Source organism: Cupriavidus sp. SS-3 (assembly GCF_035818815.1).
GTDB lineage: Bacteria > Pseudomonadota > Gammaproteobacteria > Burkholderiales > Burkholderiaceae > Cupriavidus > Cupriavidus taiwanensis_C.
In genome coordinates, this window is record NZ_JAYLVT010000001.1 from 696,732 (window position 1) to 712,754 (window position 16,023).

The window sequence follows — 16,023 nt, forward strand, 5'->3', positions numbered from 1 at the left end:
GCCATGCCAGCACGGGCGGGTGCTTACCTCTCATATCGACACCTGCGGCTGGTCTTGCGGGGTTCGTTGGGCCGGTTGCCTTGACCGGCCCCTTTTTCCGCTTGCGCCGCTGCTCTGCTGCGCCGCCAACGCCATCGCCAGCTGCGCTCCCGCACCCGGTCCCTATCTATACCGCGCGGCCCCGATAAACTGCCCGAAGCGCTCGCACCAGATCACTACCGCGGCATACTGCGCCGGGTCCACGCCGGGCGGCAACGGCACCGTGAAATTGCCAAAGGTCTTGAGTTCGCCGACCTGCAGCGACTGGTCCTTGATCCGCAGGAAGGCCTCCTTGTTGTCGACGAACGCCGGCGCCAGGTAGATCCGGTAGTCCGGTCCCGGTGCCACGCTGCCTTCGAACGCGAGCGCATTGGCCGAGACATGGAGCCGCCCGCTGGCCCAGTGCAGCGCGTCGCTGCCGGCCAGGTCCTTGCGGAAGGTGCCGGCATAGCGCGCCTGTTGCGATACCGCCTGCACCTGCCCGGCACTGGCGCCCGGCTGTGCCGTCAGGATCGGCAGCACATAAATGCCCGCGGCAAAGCCGGCCGCCAGCATGGCGAGGTGGGTCAGCACGAGGATGGCGGGCCTGGCGGTCATGGCGGGCTCCGGAAGGGATGGGGATGCCGGTATGTCGGCGCCGGCGCCGGAACCTGACAGCGCCGTGGCAGGTTGACGGCCTTGGCACATTCGCAACGGTTTCACCAATCCAACACATGGAAGTGGTTATGATCTGGTAGTTGCCCTGTCGAGAAGCTGCCTATGACCCTCCACGTCACGATCCGCACTATCCGTACCGGCACCATGCAAACCGCCCGCTATCAGGCGCGTGTCTACCTGACCACCGATGCCGAGGCTTTGCCGTTGCTGGCAACGGATTGGAGCGAGCGCGAGGCCGAAGCCTTCCGTACCGCACAGTTCTGGGCGCAGCGCCACGCTTATGTGGTGTCTAATCCACGCGCAGGAACCTTCTACGGCGTATCGGGCCGGCGCTGAAGCCGGCCAGCGCGTCCCCGCATGCCCTATCTGACCTGCGTTCCGGACGCTGCCGGTGGCCGGGCAGGCCTGGCGGAGCCCGGCGCGGTGCCGGCCGGGCCCATGGCGTCGAGCGTCTTGGCCGCCGCCAGATGCTGCGGAATCATCAGGCCCTGGCGCGCCGTGGCCACCGAAATCTGTCCGCCCTGGGCGCTGCCGCGCGCGACCAGGTCGCGCCCGTTGCGGTAGACCAGCCGGGTCAGGTCGGCCACTTCGTTGTCGGACAGGTCCGGGCCGGTCACCAGCACGGCCGCGGTGGCGATGGTGCGCACCGGCGCGCTCAGGCCGGGGTAGGTGCCGGGCGCGATCGATGCGCGGAAATAGCCAGCCTTGCGGCCAACCAGCGCGACGATGGCCTTTTCGTCGAGCGGCAGCAGCCGCAGCGGCATTTCGGCGAGCGCATCGCGGATGCTGTCGGCGGGTACGCCGATCACCTGGATCACGGCGTCGACCTGGTTCTGGCGCAGCGCTACCAGGCCGGTACCCAGCCCCACTTCCTCGGCCTTGAAGTCCTTGTCCGTCAGGCCATGCGCGCCCAGCACGCGCAGCGCGGTATGGCGCGAGGCCGAGCCGCGCTCGCCCACCGCGATGCGCTTGCCACGCAGGTCCGACACCGAGCGCGCCGGATCGCCATCGCGCACCAGCACATGCACCGGTTCCGGATAGAGGCTGCCGATGGCGCGCAGCGAGGCCTGCGGGCCGTCATCGGCGAAGGCGTCCTTGCCCTCGTAAGCGTCCAGCGCGGCATCCCCCTGCGCCAGCGCCACCGAGACCTTGCCCGCGCGCAGCAGGCGCAGGTTCTCTTCGCCGCCGTGCGTGACCAGCGGGATGGCGCGCACGCGCGTGCCGGCAACCAGCGCCTGCGCAAAGCGCAAGTACTGGCCGTGCTCGGCGCCGGCGGCAATGGCATAGCCTTCATTGACCCGCGCCAGCCGCGCGCGGATATTGGCGTGCGCGGTGGTCAGCTCCTGCTCGATCACCGCGCGCTGCGCCGGCGACGCGTCCTTCTGCACCGAGTCGATCACCTTGCGCATCGCGTCCAGGATCGCCGCCGGGCCGCTCGGCGCATTGGTGGCGACGGCCGGGGCCTCGGCAGGGCGGTAGCCGGCCGGCAGCACGCCGACCCAGCGCTCGCCGTCGCGCCGGTACAGCGCGGTGCCGTGGGCGCGGATGATGTCGCCGGCCTTGTTGCCCCCACTGGTGATGCCGGTGATGCCGCGCGGGCCCGCACCCAGCGCCGACACCAGGCCCGCCACGCCGGGCGAATCCCAGGCGCCGAAGTCATAGTCGCGCAGCAGCTTCAGCTGGGCGTCGAAATAGACGATGCGGCGGGTCTCGCCCGCCGGGGCCTTGGTATCGGCTTGCGAGCCGCGGCGCTCAAGGCCCACCACCTGCACCGTGCCCGGCGGCAGCGCCAGTGCCAGCCGCTCTTCGACGCCGGCGCGGATGCCGTCGGCGGCCGGGCCGGCGCCGCATCCCGCCAGCCAGGCGCTGGCCAGCAGGGCAAACAGCAGGGTCAGCAGGGCGCGGCGCCGCATCTCAGCCCCCATCTCAGCCCCCGATCAGCGGCAGCGCCAGCATCATGGTCAGCACGAACGCGTTCATCAGGTCGACGAAGAACGCCCCGGCCAGCGGCGTGATCAGGAAGCTGGTCGGGGCCGGCCCGTAGCGCGCGGTGATGGCGCGCATATTGGCCATGGCGGTGGCGGTCGAGCCCATGTTGAAGCCGATGAACGCGGCCGAGGTGACGGCGGCCTCGTAGTCGCGCCCCATGAAGCGGAAGCACACCAGCACCACGTAGAGGATGATGAACACCACCTGCATGGCGATGATCAGCAGGAACGGGCCGGCGGACATCGCCACGTCGGCCAGGTCCAGCGCCATCATCGTCATCACCAGGAACAGCGACAGGCAGACATTGGTGATCAGGTCGGTGGCGCGGTCGTCAAAGCGCATGCCGGCGAAGGGCAGCAGGTTGCGGATGGCGATGCCGAGCATCATGCACCAGAGGAAGCCCGGGATGGTGATGGCGCCGGTCGGCATCTGCGCGGCGATCCAGCGCCCGCCGATTACCGCGGCCAGGATGCCGGCCAGCGACGCCAGCGCGCCCACGGTGGTGATGGGCGAGACCGCCGCCGCTTCCTCCTCGGTGTCGCCGGCCTCGCGCGAGGTCGAGCGCAGCCGGTAGCGCGAGATCAGGTATTGCGCCACCGGTCCGCCGATGATGCCGCCGACGATCAGCCCGACCGTGGCCACCGTCATCGACAGGTCCATCACCGCCTGCAGGTTGTTGACCTCGGCAAAGCGCTCGGCATAGGCGGCGCCGGTGCCGTGCCCGCCCACCAGCGTGATGGAGCCGCTCACCAGGCCGAAGATCGGGTGCAGGTCCAGCACCCGGGCCATGGCCACGCCGACCACGTTCTGCACCACGATATACGGCAGCAGGATGATGATGAAGATGACCAGCGCCTTGCCGCCGCGCCGGAGCATGCGCAGGTCGGCGCAGAGGCCGACGCCGCCGAAGAACATCAGCAGCAGCACCGGCTTCATGCCGGGATCGATCACCACGCGGAAGTTCACCGCCGCCAGCGCCGTCGACGCGACGATCGCGAACAGCAGGCCGCCGGTGACGGGATCGGGAATGTTGTAGCGCGACAGCACGCCGACGCTGCGGTTGACCAGCGTACCGATCAACAGCACCACCACGGCGGTCAGCAATGAGGCCAGCAGGTCAAGGTTCATCGGGGGCGTCCTGACGCGTAGCATGCATCACTACGGGTTGTAGTCGGACACGGGGGAGAAGGCAAGGAAAGGATGGGCCGCGCCAGGGCGATGGTGTTCTCCCTCTCCCCTCATGGGGAGAGGGCCGGGGTGAGGGGTGGCCTGGCTCGGAGCCACATCGAGCGGGGGCAGTGGTTTTTCAGGACATAACTGTCGTGGAGGCGCCGGCCCTCACCCCCGCCCCTCTCCCGCAAGCGGGAGAGGGGAGCAAACCAGCAGCAGCGCGCATAGGTCAACGCGCCCGCAACGCCTCCACGATATTCATCCGCGCCGCCCGCACCGCCGGCAGGAATCCCCCCACCAGCCCCATCGCCATCGCGAACGCCAGCGTCTGCAGCGCAATCGCCGGGGTCAGGATAAAGCGGAACGACAGGTCGGCGAAGGTCTGGAAGTTGGTGGTCGAAAACGAGGCGAACTGCATCAGCGCCGCGCACGCCAGGCCCGCGGCGCCGCCGACCAGGCCCAGCAACGCGGCTTCGGCCAGGAACGCGGCCAGCACGCTGGCGCGCTGGAAGCCCAGCGCGCGCAGCGTGCCGATCTCCGCCACGCGGTTGGCCACCGAGGCGTACATGGTGATCATGGCGCCGATCATTGCCGCGATCGAGAAGATGGTGGACAGCGTAAAGCCCAGGATATTGATAAAGCCCGACAGGGCCTTGGACTGGTCGCTGTAGAAGGCCTGCTCGCGCTTGGCCTCGTCGGCCAGGCGCGGATCGACGTCGAGATCGGCGCGCAAGCGCTCGAACAGCGCGGAATCGGCCAGCCGGACCACCATCGACGAATACGAATTGCGCCGGAACGATTGCATCAACTGGTCCACGTCGCCCCAGATCTCGGAGTCGAAGCCGCTGCCGCCGGCGTCGAAGCGGCCCACCACCGTCCAGTCGCGCTGCGCAAAGCGCAAGTGCCCGCCGATCTGCACGCCGGCAAAGCCGCCGGCGATGCTGCTGCCGACGATGATCTCGGACGAGCCCGGCCGGAACATGCGCCCGGCCACCAGCCGCACCTGCGGGCGCAGGTCCATGCCCGCCGGCGAGATGCCGCGGATCACCACGTTGGACGGCTGGCCGGTGCTGGCCTTGGTCAGCGAGATCAGCACCACGGCCTCGCGCGACGCCAGCGGCCGGCCGTCGCGGCCCATGGCCACGGCCGGGTGCATCTCGATGATGCTGGCCTGGTCGCGGTTGACAGCGCTCTGGATCTCGGTCTCCGCGCCCTTGCGGATCACCACCACGTTGTCGTGCTCGCCGGTGGTGACCAGGGTCTTCTTCAGCCCGGCGTCGAGCATCAGCATGGTGGCGAAGACAAAGACCACCAGCGCCAGGCCGGCCGCGGTCAGCGCGGTGGTCAGGCGCCGGGCCCACAGGTTGCGCGCGATATAGGTCAGCGGGATCGCCACGGCAGTCTCCCTGGCGCTAGCCGATGGCCCGCAGGCCCTCGACGATGCGCACGCGCGCTGCCTGCAGCGCCGGCACGATGCCGGCAAAGATACCCACCGCCAGCGCGCACGCCGCCTGCAACTGCATGGTCAGCGGCGATACGGTGAACACCGGGAACACGCCGCCCACCGCCTGCTTGAAGGCAGTGGCCACCGGCGGCGTGGCCAGCATGCCGAGCGCGCCGCCGGCCACGCACAGCGCCAGCGATTCGCCGAACACCAGCAGCGCCAGGAAGCCCGGGCCGAAGCCCAGCGCCTTGAGCGTCGCGTATTCCACGGTGCGCTCGCGCGCGCTCATGGCCATGGCGTTGGCCATCACCGCCATGATGATAACGATCACCACGTACGACACCACGCGGATCGCCGCGATGATCTGGTTCGACATCGCGACAAAGCCCAGCTGGAAGGCCTGCTCGGTCTCGGTCAGGGTTTCGGCCAGCGAGTTGCGGAACACGCCGTCGACCTGGCGCGAGATCGCCGCGGTGTTGTCGGGGTTGCCGACGCCCAATATATAGACGCCGACCTGGTCGGCCTGGCGCGGGGTGCGCTTGCGCACGGTCTCGTTCAGGTATTCCCAGTGGAACACCATCTGCCGCGTGATGGTGCTCTCGTCGCGCCCGTCCATGATGCCGCGCACCACGAACTCCCAGGTGCCGGGATAGATGGTGCCCTTGATGGGGATCACGTCGCCCACCTTGAAGCCGAACTGGTCGGCCAGCTGGCGCCCCACCAGCGCGCCCTTGCGGTCGCGCTGGTAGTCGGCGCGCTGCGCGTCCGGGACGATGAATTCGGGGTAGAGGTCCAGGTAGTTGTCGGAGACCGCGAACTGCGCGAAGAAGTTCTTGGGATCGCGATAAACCCCGCCAAACCAGTTGGAGCGCGCCACCATGGTCACGCCGTCGATGCCCTTGATGCGGCTTTCGTAGCTGAGCGGCAGCGGAAACACCAGCGAGATCGCATTGCGCGTGACCAGCCGCGCGCTGGAGGCGGCCGAGGCACCGGCATACCAGGCATCGATCACGGTTTGCAGCAGCCCGAACGCCAGCACCGCGATCACCAGCCCGAACACCGTCAGCGTGGTGCGCAGCTTGTGCCGCAGCGCATTGCGGGCGATCAGCTTGAGCGCGTACATGGAGAATCGAGGCTAGGCCGGCTCGCCACGGATCAGTTCCCCCTTTTCCAGGTGGACCAGCGAGCCGGCCGCGGCGGCGGCGTGCGCATCGTGCGTGACCATGATGATGGTCTTGCCGGCATCGGCGTTGAGTCGCTGCATCATCGCCAGGATCTCGGCCGCCGAGGTGCGGTCGAGATCGCCGGTGGGCTCGTCGGCAACGATCAGCGCGGGGTCGGTGATCAGCGCGCGCGCGATCGCCACGCGCTGCTGCTGGCCGCCCGACAGCTCCGACGGATAATGGCTCATGCGGTCGGCGAGGTTGACCATGTCGAGCACCAGTTCCACGCGCGCGCGCCGCTCCGCGCGCGGCAGGCGCGTCAGCATCAGCGGCAGCTCGACGTTCTCGAACGCGGTCAGCACCGGCATCAGGTTGTAGAACTGGAAGATAAAGCCGACATTGGCGGCGCGCCAGTCGGCCAGCGCCGCTTCGGGCAACTGGGTGATGTCCAGCCCCGCGACGCGCAGCGTGCCGCGGTCGGGCCGGTCGATGCCGGCAATCAGGTTCAGCAGGGTGCTCTTGCCCGAGCCGGACGGCCCCATCAGCGCGACGAAATCGCCTTCGCCGATCTCCAGCGAGATATCGGTCAGCACCGGCACCGTCTGCATGCCGCGCCGGTAGGACTTGGCGACGTGGTCGATCTGCACCAGCGGCGCGGCGCTCATGCTGGCCTCCTCATGGCCTGGCGGTGGCGACGCGGCTGCCGTCGCCGATCTGGTCGCCGGGAGACAGCACCACCACGTCGCCGGGCTTGACGCCCTGCACGGCCACCAGTTCGCCCAGCTTGGCGCCGGTCTTGACCGTCATCTCGTGCGCCTTGCCGTCCCGGACCACGTAGGCCACCTGGCGGCCGTCGCGCGTGGCGATTGCCGCCGGCTGCACCGCGACCACCGGCTGGCGGTCCTGCGCGGTGGCCGCGCGCGACAGGAAGGCAATCTTGGCGCTCATGTCGGGCAGCACGCGCGCATCGCGGTCGACAAAGCGCACCTTGACCAGCACCGTGGCCTTGGAGCGGTCCACCGTCGGCACGATGCGCGAAACCTGCCCGGCCAGGCGCAGGCCGGGCAGGGCGTCGAGCAGCAGCTCGCAGGGCTGGTCGACGCGGATCCGGGCGATATTCGATTCGGCGACATCGGCTTCGACTTCCAGCGTTTCCATGTCGGCGATGGTGACGATCGCGCCCTTGGTGTCGGCCGCGGCGGAGAAGGGCGTGATGTTGTCGCCCACGTTGGCATGCTTGACCAGCACCACGCCGTCGAACGGCGCGCGCACCACGGTCTGCTCGACCGCCACCTCGGCCGCGCGCGCATTGGCCTGCGCCGACACCACCGACGCGCGCGAGCTGTTCACCGAGGCCCGCGCCTTGTCGAAGCGCGCCACGTCGGCATCGTACTGCGTGCGCGAGATCGCGTTCGGCACGATCAGGATCCTGGAACGGCGCAGGTTCACCTCCGCGTCCTTCAGCTCGGCCTGCTGCAGCGCCAGGTTGGCCTGCGCCACCTGGACCTGCGCCTGGGCCTGCGCGAACGACGCGGCCACGTCCTTGCTTTCCAGCCGCGCGATCACCTCGTCCTTCTTCACGCGCGAGCCTTCCAGCACGCCCAGCCATTCCAGCCGGCCCTGCGCCTTCGACGCAACCGCCGCCTTGCGCTGCGGCACGACATAGCCGGTCGCGTTCAGCAGCGTGAAGTTCTGCGTGGGGTAGGCCGAGGTGACGGTGGCGGTCTGCACCGGCCGCGGGCTGGCCAGCCGCATGGCAATGCCGGCCAGCGCCAGCAGCACCAGCGCGATGGCCGCGTAGCGCAGCCATCGGCGCCGCGGGCGCAGATGCACGCCGGCCGCGGCGGCTTGCCGGTCGATCTTGAGCCTGGACAGGTCGTGGTCAGCCACTGCGCGCTTCCTTTTGCCGGAATGGGCGGGGCTGTCAGTATAGCGGTGATAAGGCGGGACTTCGTCGCGTGCGAGGCAGACAGCGACCGCTTGTTTGCGCCCGCTCCGGCGTGCGGGAGAGGGGAGCAAACCGGCAGCAGAATTGAGGTAGCCAGCTAATGCTCGCCCTCCACCGCCACCTTCAGCTTGCCCAGCGCAAACTCCCATTGCCGCCCGATCGCTTCCAGCGACCGGCGCGCGGCATCGAGCTGGCCGGGCTCGAACTGCCACAGGCGCTCCCGTCCGGCGCGGCTGTCGTGCACCAGCCCGGCCTGCGCCAGCACCTGCAGGTGCTTGGTCACCGCCTGCCGCGTCATGGCGCTGCCCGCGGTCAGCTGCGCGATCGACATCGCGCCGCCGGCGCATAGCGCCGCCACCAGCCGCAGCCGGGTTTCGTCCCCGAGCGCCGCAAAGACCGCGGCGGATTGCCGCAGTTCAGGCGCTTCAGGCAGCGCCGGCGACATGCTTGCGGATATTGTCGACCTGCGCATCCCAGCCGCCGCTGTTGATACGGAAGGCTTCCTGGCGACGTTCCGGCGGGATCCGGTCAAAGCCGGACTCGACCACAGTCAGCATGGTGCCGCCCTCCACCTCGCGCAGCGTGAATTCCACCAGCGTGGCCGGCTCGTCCGAATAATCGCGCCCGCGCTCCAGCGGCGCCGGATGCCAGCGCCACGACAGCAGCCGTTCCGGCTCCATGCGTTCGACGTGGACGTCGAATTTCAGGTACTCGTAACCCGGATAGGTGATGCTGCCCACCACGCGCTGGCCGGGCGCGAAGGTGGCGCCGTCGAAGCGGACGCCGAACCAGCTGCCGAAGGTATCGGCATCGGTCAGCGCGTGCCAGACGCGCGCGACCGGGGCTTCGATCAGGATGCTGCGTTCGATGCGGTCGGTGTCGGAAGGCATGGGCGGTCTCCTTGGAGGGATCGATATGCAACTAAGTGGTTGCATATTAGGCGACGGGATCGGTTACCGCAAGGAAGCATGAAAACTGGCCCGTGTATGGAAGGCAACGCCCGCGGCCGGGCGACCAGCACGGCTCATGCTCAACGCGCCGTGCCGGATCGCAATTTGCCGCTAGGAGAAGGACCTGTCACTGAGGTTCCGACCCCAATGGGGCAATGGGTACCGCTGCGGCATCTCTGACCGCCAAGGCCCACAACTGGACGACGAAATTTTCGAGGGTGGGGTTCCTGATATCGGTGTGTCCGCCACTGACATCCGCGGTGGTGCGAATGTTCATGATCGGCAACCGGAAGGGCACATAGCCCTCGGCAGCCGCGCCCCGGACAATATAGTGATTGCCCGCCACCAGCGAACACGCGCCGGGCGTGTCGCAGCGTTGCAAGAGCAAGCGTGCCGCGTCAGGAAATTCCTTTAGCGCCGGCACACACAACGTCGGCTTGTTCTGGTCTATCAGGGAGCCGAGGTTGCGCACGCCTGCCAGTGCAGCGAGGCCCGCTGAAGCGGACAGGGATTTCGGGATGCCGCCCGGACTCGTTGCATCACTGCATGCAGTGTCCTGCGGCTTCGCGAGTTGATGCGTCACGTACGGAATGTGATGGCCCAGGGCCGTTGTGTTCTCCGCGCTGGACTGTGGATCGGCATAACTTTCGAACAGGGTGCCAATGGCGCGGCCGACAGGGAACGTGACGCTGGTAGCCAGGTCGGCCTCCGTGGTGATGACAACCAACCGGGGCGGCAGGTCCGGCCTGTATTCTTGGTGGCGTGCCAAGTCGAACTGCGGGCGCAGCTTCATTGCCTCGAACGCCGGATTGACGATCAACACGAGATCCGCCAGGGCTGACGCCGGCGACGTCGACGTGCTTGCATCCATCCGGATCTGGTCCATCAGCGTCTGGGAGACGGTGGAATAGACCACGGCGCCGCCAAAGCTATGGCCATGAATCAACAGCTTGGAATTGCCGTACTTGCGACGCAGTTCGGACAGTCGGGAAAACAGGTCATACACGCCGCCGCTGTTACCGATCTCATGCGCGGCACTCTTACGGTCCCAGAACGTGAAGAGGTAGCTGAATGGTTTGGTCAAACCGTCGCTGGCGATCGAGTCACCGCGCCAGCCCACGTAGACGCCCAGAATATTGCCACGCCCTTCATGGCCGGGCCGGTAGGTCTGATCGACCTCGGAGGCGCGCTGGACCAGTTCCTTGAACCGCTCGACGTCGCGTGTGCCATTGGCCGCGTCGTTATGCCAGCCATGCACATAGACAAGAACCGTGCCGTGCGCGCGTGCGGTCTCTTCCGCCGCTGCTACCGCCCCGAGCATTTGTGCACGGTTCATCAGATTGCCGTAGTCGTCATACTCGACAAAAACCACGCATGCCGAGGGACTCGAACAGACTTTCTTGACTTCGACGGGCTTTGCCGGCGGCAGGCGCCCGCCGTCCGAGGGCCTGGGCCCGAGTTCCGTCTGATATGGCCGTGAGCCAACACAGCCCATGAGAATTGCGCACGTCGCGATGCATGCACAGAGTGCAGAGATTGACCAGACCCGCATGTCCCTTCCCTTCGTTCTTATTGATATAGCCCGCAATCCAATGCGAACCGGCCCGACACTTTAACGTCGAGCCGACGCCGAGCTATACCCTACGTTTTAGGGGAGTCAGGGTGCCGATGATGCGCGCCCGCTACACCCCGCGCCACACCGGCTTGCGCTTCTCCACGAAGGCCTTCAGTCCCTCCTTGCGATCTTCTGATTCGATCGCCACGGCGGCGATGGGCATCTGCTTCTCCCAGGCTTCTTCATCCGTCCAGTTGGCGGACTGGAAGATGATTTCCTTGGCCGCCGCAAGACCCGTCGGGCCGTTGGCCATCAGCTTTTGTGCCAAGGCCAGTGCTTCGTCCAGCGCCTGCCCGGGCTCGACCACGCGGTTCACCAGCCCCAGCGGTGCGAAGAAAGATGGATCCTTCAGCTCGCCCGTCAGTGCGAGCTCCATGGCGATGTGGTAGGGGATGCGCCGCGGCAGCCGGAACAGCCCGCCGCCAATCGCTGCGAGGTTGTGGCGCACTTCCGGCAGGCCCATGCGCGCGTTCTTCGCGGCGACGATCAGGTCGCACGACAGGCACAGTTCCAGCCCACCGCCAACCGCTACGCCTTCGACCGCCGCGATCAATGGCTTGCGCGCGGGCCGTTTGAACACGCCGAAGCCGCCGCGCGGCGGGCGCTCGCGCAGTTCGCCGCGCGCCGCTGCTTTCAGGTCGGCACCGGCGGAGAAGTCGCCGCCGGCGCCGGTGACGATGCCGAGGAACAGGCTGGGATCGTTGTCCAGCTGGTCCATGGCCGCGTTCATCTGCAGCGCGGTCTGGCCGTCGCAGGCGTTCTTCACCTCCGGCCGGTTGATGGTGATGACCAGCACATGGCCGTGGCGCTCGGTCAGGACGCGCGGCGTCTGGGTGTCCGTACGGATATCTGACATGGCGTCTCCTTACAGGGCGAACGAGAAACCGCCGTTGACCGGATAGGTCTGGCCGGTGATCCAGCTGCTGGCATCCGAGGCGAGGAAGGTCACCATGTTGGCGACGTCGTTGGGCCGGCCCGGACGGCGGATCACGTATCTCTCCATGATCTTCTTGGTGCGCTCGGGGTCGGCCTTCAGCCGTGCTTCGATGGCCGGGGTCACCGTGGCCGAGATCGCGACGCAGTTCGCCGTGACGTGGTGGCGCCCCATGGCGCGCGCCACGCCGCGCATGAAGCCGGCCGCGCCGGCCTTGGCGCCGGAATACACCTCCAGGTTCGCTTCGCCCATGCGGCCCGCGTCGGAGATGATGGTGATGATGCGGCCCGACTGGCGCGCGATCATGTCCGGGATCGCGGCGGCGGTGCAGTGGATCACGCCGTAGAAGTTGACGCCGATAAAGCTGTTCCATGCATCGGGGCCGGTCTCCCAGAACGGCTTGCGCGCATCGGCGCTGGGCGTGGCGCCGGCATTGCCGGCGTTGTTGACCAGCACGTCGACACGGCCATAGGCCTCGCGTGCCGTGGCGAACATCGCCTGCACGCTTTCATGGCTGGTCACGTCCGCCTGCACGGCGATGGCGCGGCCGCCGGCGGCGCGCACCTCTTCGGCCACCGCTTCGGCGCGGTCGAGGAAGTAGTCGTTGACCACCACGCCTTCGGCATCGTGGGCGGCGGCATGCAGCGCGATCTGGCGGCCCACGCCTTGCCCGGCGCCGGTCACCAGCATCACGCGTTCGCTGAGGCTGAGCAGGTTGTTCATACGTTTTTCTCCTTGTCTTTCCAGAAGGGCGCGCGCAGGTCGCGCTTGAGCAGCTTGCCGACGGTATTGCGCGGCAGTTCGTCGACGATGCGGATATTGCGTGGGCGCTTGTACGAGGCGAGCTGGCCGACGCAGTGTTCGAGCAGCGCAGGTTCGTCCACGCTCAGCCCGGGCTTGATCTCGCAGAACGCCATCACGCTCTCGCCGAACTCTTCGTCCGGGATGCCGATGACCGCGGCGTCGGCGACGGCAGGGTGGGTTTGCAGCGCCGCCTCGATTTCGGCCGGATAGATGTTCACGCCGCCGGAAATGATCATGTCCTTGGCGCGGTCGCTGATGTAGAGGAAGCCTTCGTCGTCGAGCCGCCCCACGTCGCCGGTGCGGAAGAAGCCGCGCTCGTCGCGCGTGTCGGTGCCGAGCGCGGGGGCGTTCAGGTAGTTGCGGATCGCCACCGGCGTCCAGGCCCAGATCTCGCCGGACTGGCCCGCCGGCAGCACCTGGCCGTCGGCATCGCGGATCTCGATGCGCACGTGGCGGTAGGGGCGGCCGCTCGAGCCGGGCTTGCGCCGCTGGTCGCCGGCCATCATGCGGCTGACCATGCCGGTCTCGGTCGAGCCGTAGCCTTCGTAGAGGCAGTCGCCGAGATGCGTGATGATCCATTGCTTGAGCGCATCCGACACCGGCGCGGCGCCCACCGTGATCGACTGCAGTGACGTGAGGTCGTGCTGTGCCACCGTGCCGGGCGGCAGCGCCGCCAGCCGCTTGAACATGGTCGGCACGCCGGTCCAGTGGCTCACACGGTAGCGCTGGATCGCGTCGAGCACGGCGAGCGGGTCGTAGCGCCGGATCATGACGGTGAGCGCGCCGGCCTTCTGCGCCGCCCATATCTGCGAGGGGCCCGAGCCATGGTGCACGGGCATGGTCAGCAGGAAGCAGGCCTCGGCCGAGGTGGTGCGGTGGGCGCCGACATCCGCCAGATATTCGGTGACGATCGGGTCCGACATATCCGCGCTGCCGCGCATCAGCACCCCCTTGGGCAAGCCGGTGGTGCCGGAGGTGTAGATGATCAGGCCAGGCTGGCCCGCGGAGTATCGCGCGGGGGCGGGGGCGGCGACCAGATCGGCGTAATGGTCGAAGCCCGCCGCGGCGACGTCCAGCGACACCGCGGCCTTCAGCGGCTGGCCGTCGAACGCCGGCAGCAGCGCGGCCGGGTCGGCGTCGTCGCAGACGATGGCGTTGGCGCGGCTGTTGTTGAGGACGTAGCGCACCTCGGCGGGCGTGAGCCGCCAGTTCATGCCCAGCAGCGAGCAGCCGAGCTTGCCGCATGCCGCGGCGATGGCCATCCACTCGAGCCGGATCTGGGTGCGGACCACGACGATGTCGCCGCGGCCCAGCCCGCGCGCCGACAGGGCATGCGCGAGCCGGTTGGCATGGTCGTCGAGCGCGGCCCAGCTCAGCGCGCGCTCGCCCTCGATGGCGGCGAGCGCATCGGGCCGCGCGCGCGCCCAGTGCTCGACGGTGCCGGGCTGCGGCGCCTGCGCGGTCTCTACGGAAGCTTGCATGTTGTCTCCTTGGGTCCTGGCGGGTCAGGACAGCAGGTGGCGGGCCAGCACGCGGTACTTGTGCAGTTCGGTCGGCCCTTCGTAGATGCGCGCCAGGCGCTGGTGGTTGTACCAATGCGCCAGCGGGTTATCGAGCGCGCAGCCGGCGGCGCCGTAGAGCTGGATGGCACGGTCGATGACGCGATCGACCATCTCGGTGCAGGTCATCTTGACCATGCCGGCTTCGACGCGGGTGTCCTCGCCGGCGTCGTGCCGCTCGGCGCTGCGGTAGACCAGCAGCCGGTTCTGCTGGATTTCCACCCACGAATCGACGATGGCCGACTGCGTCGCCTGCAGCGCGGCCAGCGGCTCGCCGAAGACCTTCCGCTCCTTGCTGTAGGCAATCATCATTTCGAGACAGCGCTGCGCGATGCCGAGCGCGCGCGCGGCCACATCGAAGCGCGCCGCCGACAACGCCTGCTGCGCCTGGCGGAAGCCGCCGCCCTCGCTGCTCACCAGCGCATGCGCCGGCACCCGGCAGTCGTCGAAGATCAGCTCATGCGTGACGAAGCCGCCGAGCATGGGAATCTCGCGTCGGACCATGCCGGGGTTGCCGGTCTCCACTGCGAACATCGAGATGCCGCCGGCGCGCTTTGCCTTGTCGGTGCGCGCCACCACGAAGACCACGTCGGCGTCGGCGACATTGCTGATGAACACCTTGGTGCCGTTGAGCACCCAGCCGCCGCCATCCCCGTCCTGGTCTCCGTCCCCCTGGCGGCGGGCAAAGGTCTGGATGGCGCCGGCCGGGTCGGCGCCGCCGCCGGGCTCGGTCTGGGCAAAGGCCAGCACCTTGGTGTCGTTGAGAAAGGGCTCCAGGTAGCGTTCGCGCTGTTCGCCCTGCAGGCCGTAGAGGTTGGGCAGGGCCCGGCCGCCGAAGCGCAGCGGCGTCAGGCAGCGGAAATTCTCTTCGGTGATGGCCAGCAGCGTAACCAGCGGCAAGCCGGCGCCACCCAGGTCTTGCGGCACGCCAAGCCGCCACAGTCCGGCCTCCCGGGCCGCGCGCCGCCCCGGCGCGTAATCGGCGCGCGTGAGTTTTTCGCCCCGGAGGACGCGCGCCTCCAGTGGCATCTGGAAATCGTCGACCAGCCGCCGGACCAGCTCCCGGATGGCGCGCGTCTCCTCGCTGAATGCATACATCGTGGTTCGCTCCTTGTTGGACGGCGTGCTGATATCCCAGCGCGCTAACTTATTAGATAGTGGACTAAGAAATTATGTAAACCTTGGGATAAACCCTAGCCTAGTGCCGTTGAAAGCGGTCGGGATAGGTGAATACCCGTGAATTCACGCGTTTCCTTGATTGGATACTTGCAACGAATCTAATAAGTTACGAGACTTAAAAAACGCCATCACTCTCCATCACGGATGACCGTTCCATGACCGCCCTGCTGAAACCCCAGCTCTACGCCCTGTCGCCTGACGGCGAGCCCGTGCTGCACGGCGCCCGCTGCCGTTGCGGCCATGTGTTCTTTCCCATGCAGGCCTACGGCTGCGAGGCCTGTGGCGCGACCGGGGATGCGCTGACGCCGACCCTGCTGGCGGGCCGAGGCCGGCTGGTGGCCTCGGCGCGGGTCATGCTGCATGCGCGCAAGGACCGCGAGCCGCCGTTCACGGTGGTCACCGTCAGGCTCGACGACGGCCCGGTGCTGCGCACGCTGCTCGACGGCAACCCCGATGTGCCACTGCGCGCGGACCAGCCGCTCTACGCCACGCTTGCCGAGGTCGCCGGTGCCGGTGGCGCCGCGCTCGACCTGCGCTTCACCACGCAGCGCTGATTTCCGCCTCACTGCACG

The 16,023-nt window shown here is 68.0% G+C and carries 16 protein-coding genes; 2 read left to right on the forward strand and 14 right to left on the reverse strand.

What is annotated here, in order from left to right; all coding sequences use genetic code 11:
* Positions 1-162: 162 nt before the first annotated feature.
* A complete protein-coding gene (locus U9J39_RS03090) occupies positions 163-636 on the reverse strand; it encodes a DM13 domain-containing protein (protein ID WP_326346499.1) in 474 nt (157 codons plus the stop codon).
* Positions 637-798: 162 nt separating this feature from the next.
* On the opposite strand from U9J39_RS03090, the gene U9J39_RS03095 reads away from it, so the two are divergent.
* Positions 799-1,032: a CDP-diacylglycerol pyrophosphatase gene (locus U9J39_RS03095; protein ID WP_115683523.1), complete on the forward strand. Its 234-nt coding sequence runs from the start codon at positions 799-801 to the stop codon at positions 1,030-1,032.
* A 26-nt stretch (positions 1,033-1,058) separates the two neighbouring features.
* Here the strand turns inward: U9J39_RS03095 and U9J39_RS03100 are convergent, their stop codons facing one another.
* The 13 genes from U9J39_RS03100 to U9J39_RS03160 all read right to left on the reverse strand — a co-directional run bounded on the left by U9J39_RS03100 (position 1,059) and on the right by U9J39_RS03160 (position 15,370).
* Positions 1,059-2,609, reverse strand: a complete 1,551-nt coding sequence (locus tag U9J39_RS03100; RefSeq protein ID WP_326346500.1) for a TAXI family TRAP transporter solute-binding subunit — start codon at positions 2,607-2,609, stop codon at positions 1,059-1,061.
* Between the two features lie 13 nt (positions 2,610-2,622).
* Entirely contained in the window at positions 2,623-3,813 is a 1,191-nt protein-coding gene (gltS, locus tag U9J39_RS03105) for a sodium/glutamate symporter (protein ID WP_115713787.1), read from the reverse strand.
* 271 nt (positions 3,814-4,084) lie between these two features.
* Positions 4,085-5,251 carry an ABC transporter permease gene (locus U9J39_RS03110; RefSeq protein ID WP_326346501.1) on the reverse strand — a complete coding sequence of 389 codons (1,167 nt, stop codon included), beginning with the start codon at positions 5,249-5,251 and terminating at the stop codon, positions 4,085-4,087.
* Between the two features lie 16 nt (positions 5,252-5,267).
* Positions 5,268-6,422, reverse strand: coding sequence for an ABC transporter permease (locus tag U9J39_RS03115; RefSeq protein WP_116314069.1), 1,155 nt, complete (start codon positions 6,420-6,422; stop codon positions 5,268-5,270).
* A gap of 12 nt (positions 6,423-6,434) precedes the next feature.
* Complete coding sequence (locus U9J39_RS03120) at positions 6,435-7,127, reverse strand: ABC transporter ATP-binding protein (protein ID WP_115713785.1); 693 nt, start codon at positions 7,125-7,127, stop codon at positions 6,435-6,437.
* Between the two features lie 10 nt (positions 7,128-7,137).
* Positions 7,138-8,352, reverse strand: coding sequence for an efflux RND transporter periplasmic adaptor subunit (locus tag U9J39_RS03125; RefSeq protein WP_326346502.1), 1,215 nt, complete (start codon positions 8,350-8,352; stop codon positions 7,138-7,140).
* A gap of 155 nt (positions 8,353-8,507) precedes the next feature.
* Positions 8,508-8,855: an ArsR/SmtB family transcription factor gene (locus U9J39_RS03130; RefSeq protein ID WP_115713783.1), complete on the reverse strand. Its 348-nt coding sequence runs from the start codon at positions 8,853-8,855 to the stop codon at positions 8,508-8,510.
* Complete coding sequence (locus U9J39_RS03135) at positions 8,836-9,300, reverse strand: SRPBCC family protein (protein WP_115683515.1); 465 nt, start codon at positions 9,298-9,300, stop codon at positions 8,836-8,838. The genes U9J39_RS03130 and U9J39_RS03135 overlap by 20 nt, the downstream gene beginning before the upstream one ends.
* Before the next feature lie 187 nt (positions 9,301-9,487).
* Positions 9,488-10,732, reverse strand: coding sequence for a hypothetical protein (locus U9J39_RS03140; protein ID WP_326346503.1), 1,245 nt, complete (start codon positions 10,730-10,732; stop codon positions 9,488-9,490).
* A gap of 310 nt (positions 10,733-11,042) precedes the next feature.
* Positions 11,043-11,831 (reverse strand): crotonase/enoyl-CoA hydratase family protein, encoded by a 789-nt coding sequence (locus U9J39_RS03145; protein ID WP_115713781.1) that lies wholly within the window; start codon positions 11,829-11,831, stop codon positions 11,043-11,045.
* Positions 11,832-11,840: 9 nt separating this feature from the next.
* Positions 11,841-12,632 carry an SDR family NAD(P)-dependent oxidoreductase gene (locus U9J39_RS03150; protein WP_115683513.1) on the reverse strand — a complete coding sequence of 264 codons (792 nt, stop codon included), beginning with the start codon at positions 12,630-12,632 and terminating at the stop codon, positions 11,841-11,843.
* On the reverse strand, positions 12,629-14,194 hold the full coding sequence (locus U9J39_RS03155) for a class I adenylate-forming enzyme family protein (protein WP_115713780.1): 1,566 nt from the start codon (positions 14,192-14,194) through the stop codon (positions 12,629-12,631). The genes U9J39_RS03150 and U9J39_RS03155 overlap by 4 nt, the downstream gene beginning before the upstream one ends.
* 24 nt (positions 14,195-14,218) lie before the next feature.
* On the reverse strand, positions 14,219-15,370 hold the full coding sequence (locus tag U9J39_RS03160) for an acyl-CoA dehydrogenase family protein (protein WP_115683511.1): 1,152 nt from the start codon (positions 15,368-15,370) through the stop codon (positions 14,219-14,221).
* Positions 15,371-15,606: 236 nt separating this feature from the next.
* Between U9J39_RS03160 and U9J39_RS03165 the strand changes: the two genes are divergently transcribed.
* Positions 15,607-16,005 (forward strand): Zn-ribbon domain-containing OB-fold protein, encoded by a 399-nt coding sequence (locus U9J39_RS03165; protein ID WP_115713779.1) that lies wholly within the window; start codon positions 15,607-15,609, stop codon positions 16,003-16,005.
* Positions 16,006-16,023: the final 18 nt, after the last annotated feature.

Coding starts and splice junctions, on each gene's coding strand:
- U9J39_RS03115 (WP_116314069.1), bottom strand. CDS start 6,422: ATGTACGCGCTCAAGCTGATCGCCCGCAATGCGCTGCGGCACAAGCTG.
- U9J39_RS03155 (WP_115713780.1), bottom strand. CDS start 14,194: ATGCAAGCTTCCGTAGAGACCGCGCAGGCGCCGCAGCCCGGCACCGTC.
- U9J39_RS03165 (WP_115713779.1), top strand. CDS start 15,607: ATGACCGCCCTGCTGAAACCCCAGCTCTACGCCCTGTCGCCTGACGGC.
- U9J39_RS03145 (WP_115713781.1), bottom strand. CDS start 11,831: ATGTCAGATATCCGTACGGACACCCAGACGCCGCGCGTCCTGACCGAG.
- U9J39_RS03150 (WP_115683513.1), bottom strand. CDS start 12,632: ATGAACAACCTGCTCAGCCTCAGCGAACGCGTGATGCTGGTGACCGGC.
- U9J39_RS03130 (WP_115713783.1), bottom strand. CDS start 8,855: ATGTCGCCGGCGCTGCCTGAAGCGCCTGAACTGCGGCAATCCGCCGCG.
- U9J39_RS03135 (WP_115683515.1), bottom strand. CDS start 9,300: ATGCCTTCCGACACCGACCGCATCGAACGCAGCATCCTGATCGAAGCC.
- U9J39_RS03090 (WP_326346499.1), bottom strand. CDS start 636: ATGACCGCCAGGCCCGCCATCCTCGTGCTGACCCACCTCGCCATGCTG.
- U9J39_RS03160 (WP_115683511.1), bottom strand. CDS start 15,370: ATGTATGCATTCAGCGAGGAGACGCGCGCCATCCGGGAGCTGGTCCGG.
- U9J39_RS03095 (WP_115683523.1), top strand. CDS start 799: ATGACCCTCCACGTCACGATCCGCACTATCCGTACCGGCACCATGCAA.
- gltS (WP_115713787.1), bottom strand. CDS start 3,813: ATGAACCTTGACCTGCTGGCCTCATTGCTGACCGCCGTGGTGGTGCTG.
- U9J39_RS03100 (WP_326346500.1), bottom strand. CDS start 2,609: ATGCGGCGCCGCGCCCTGCTGACCCTGCTGTTTGCCCTGCTGGCCAGC.
- U9J39_RS03120 (WP_115713785.1), bottom strand. CDS start 7,127: ATGAGCGCCGCGCCGCTGGTGCAGATCGACCACGTCGCCAAGTCCTAC.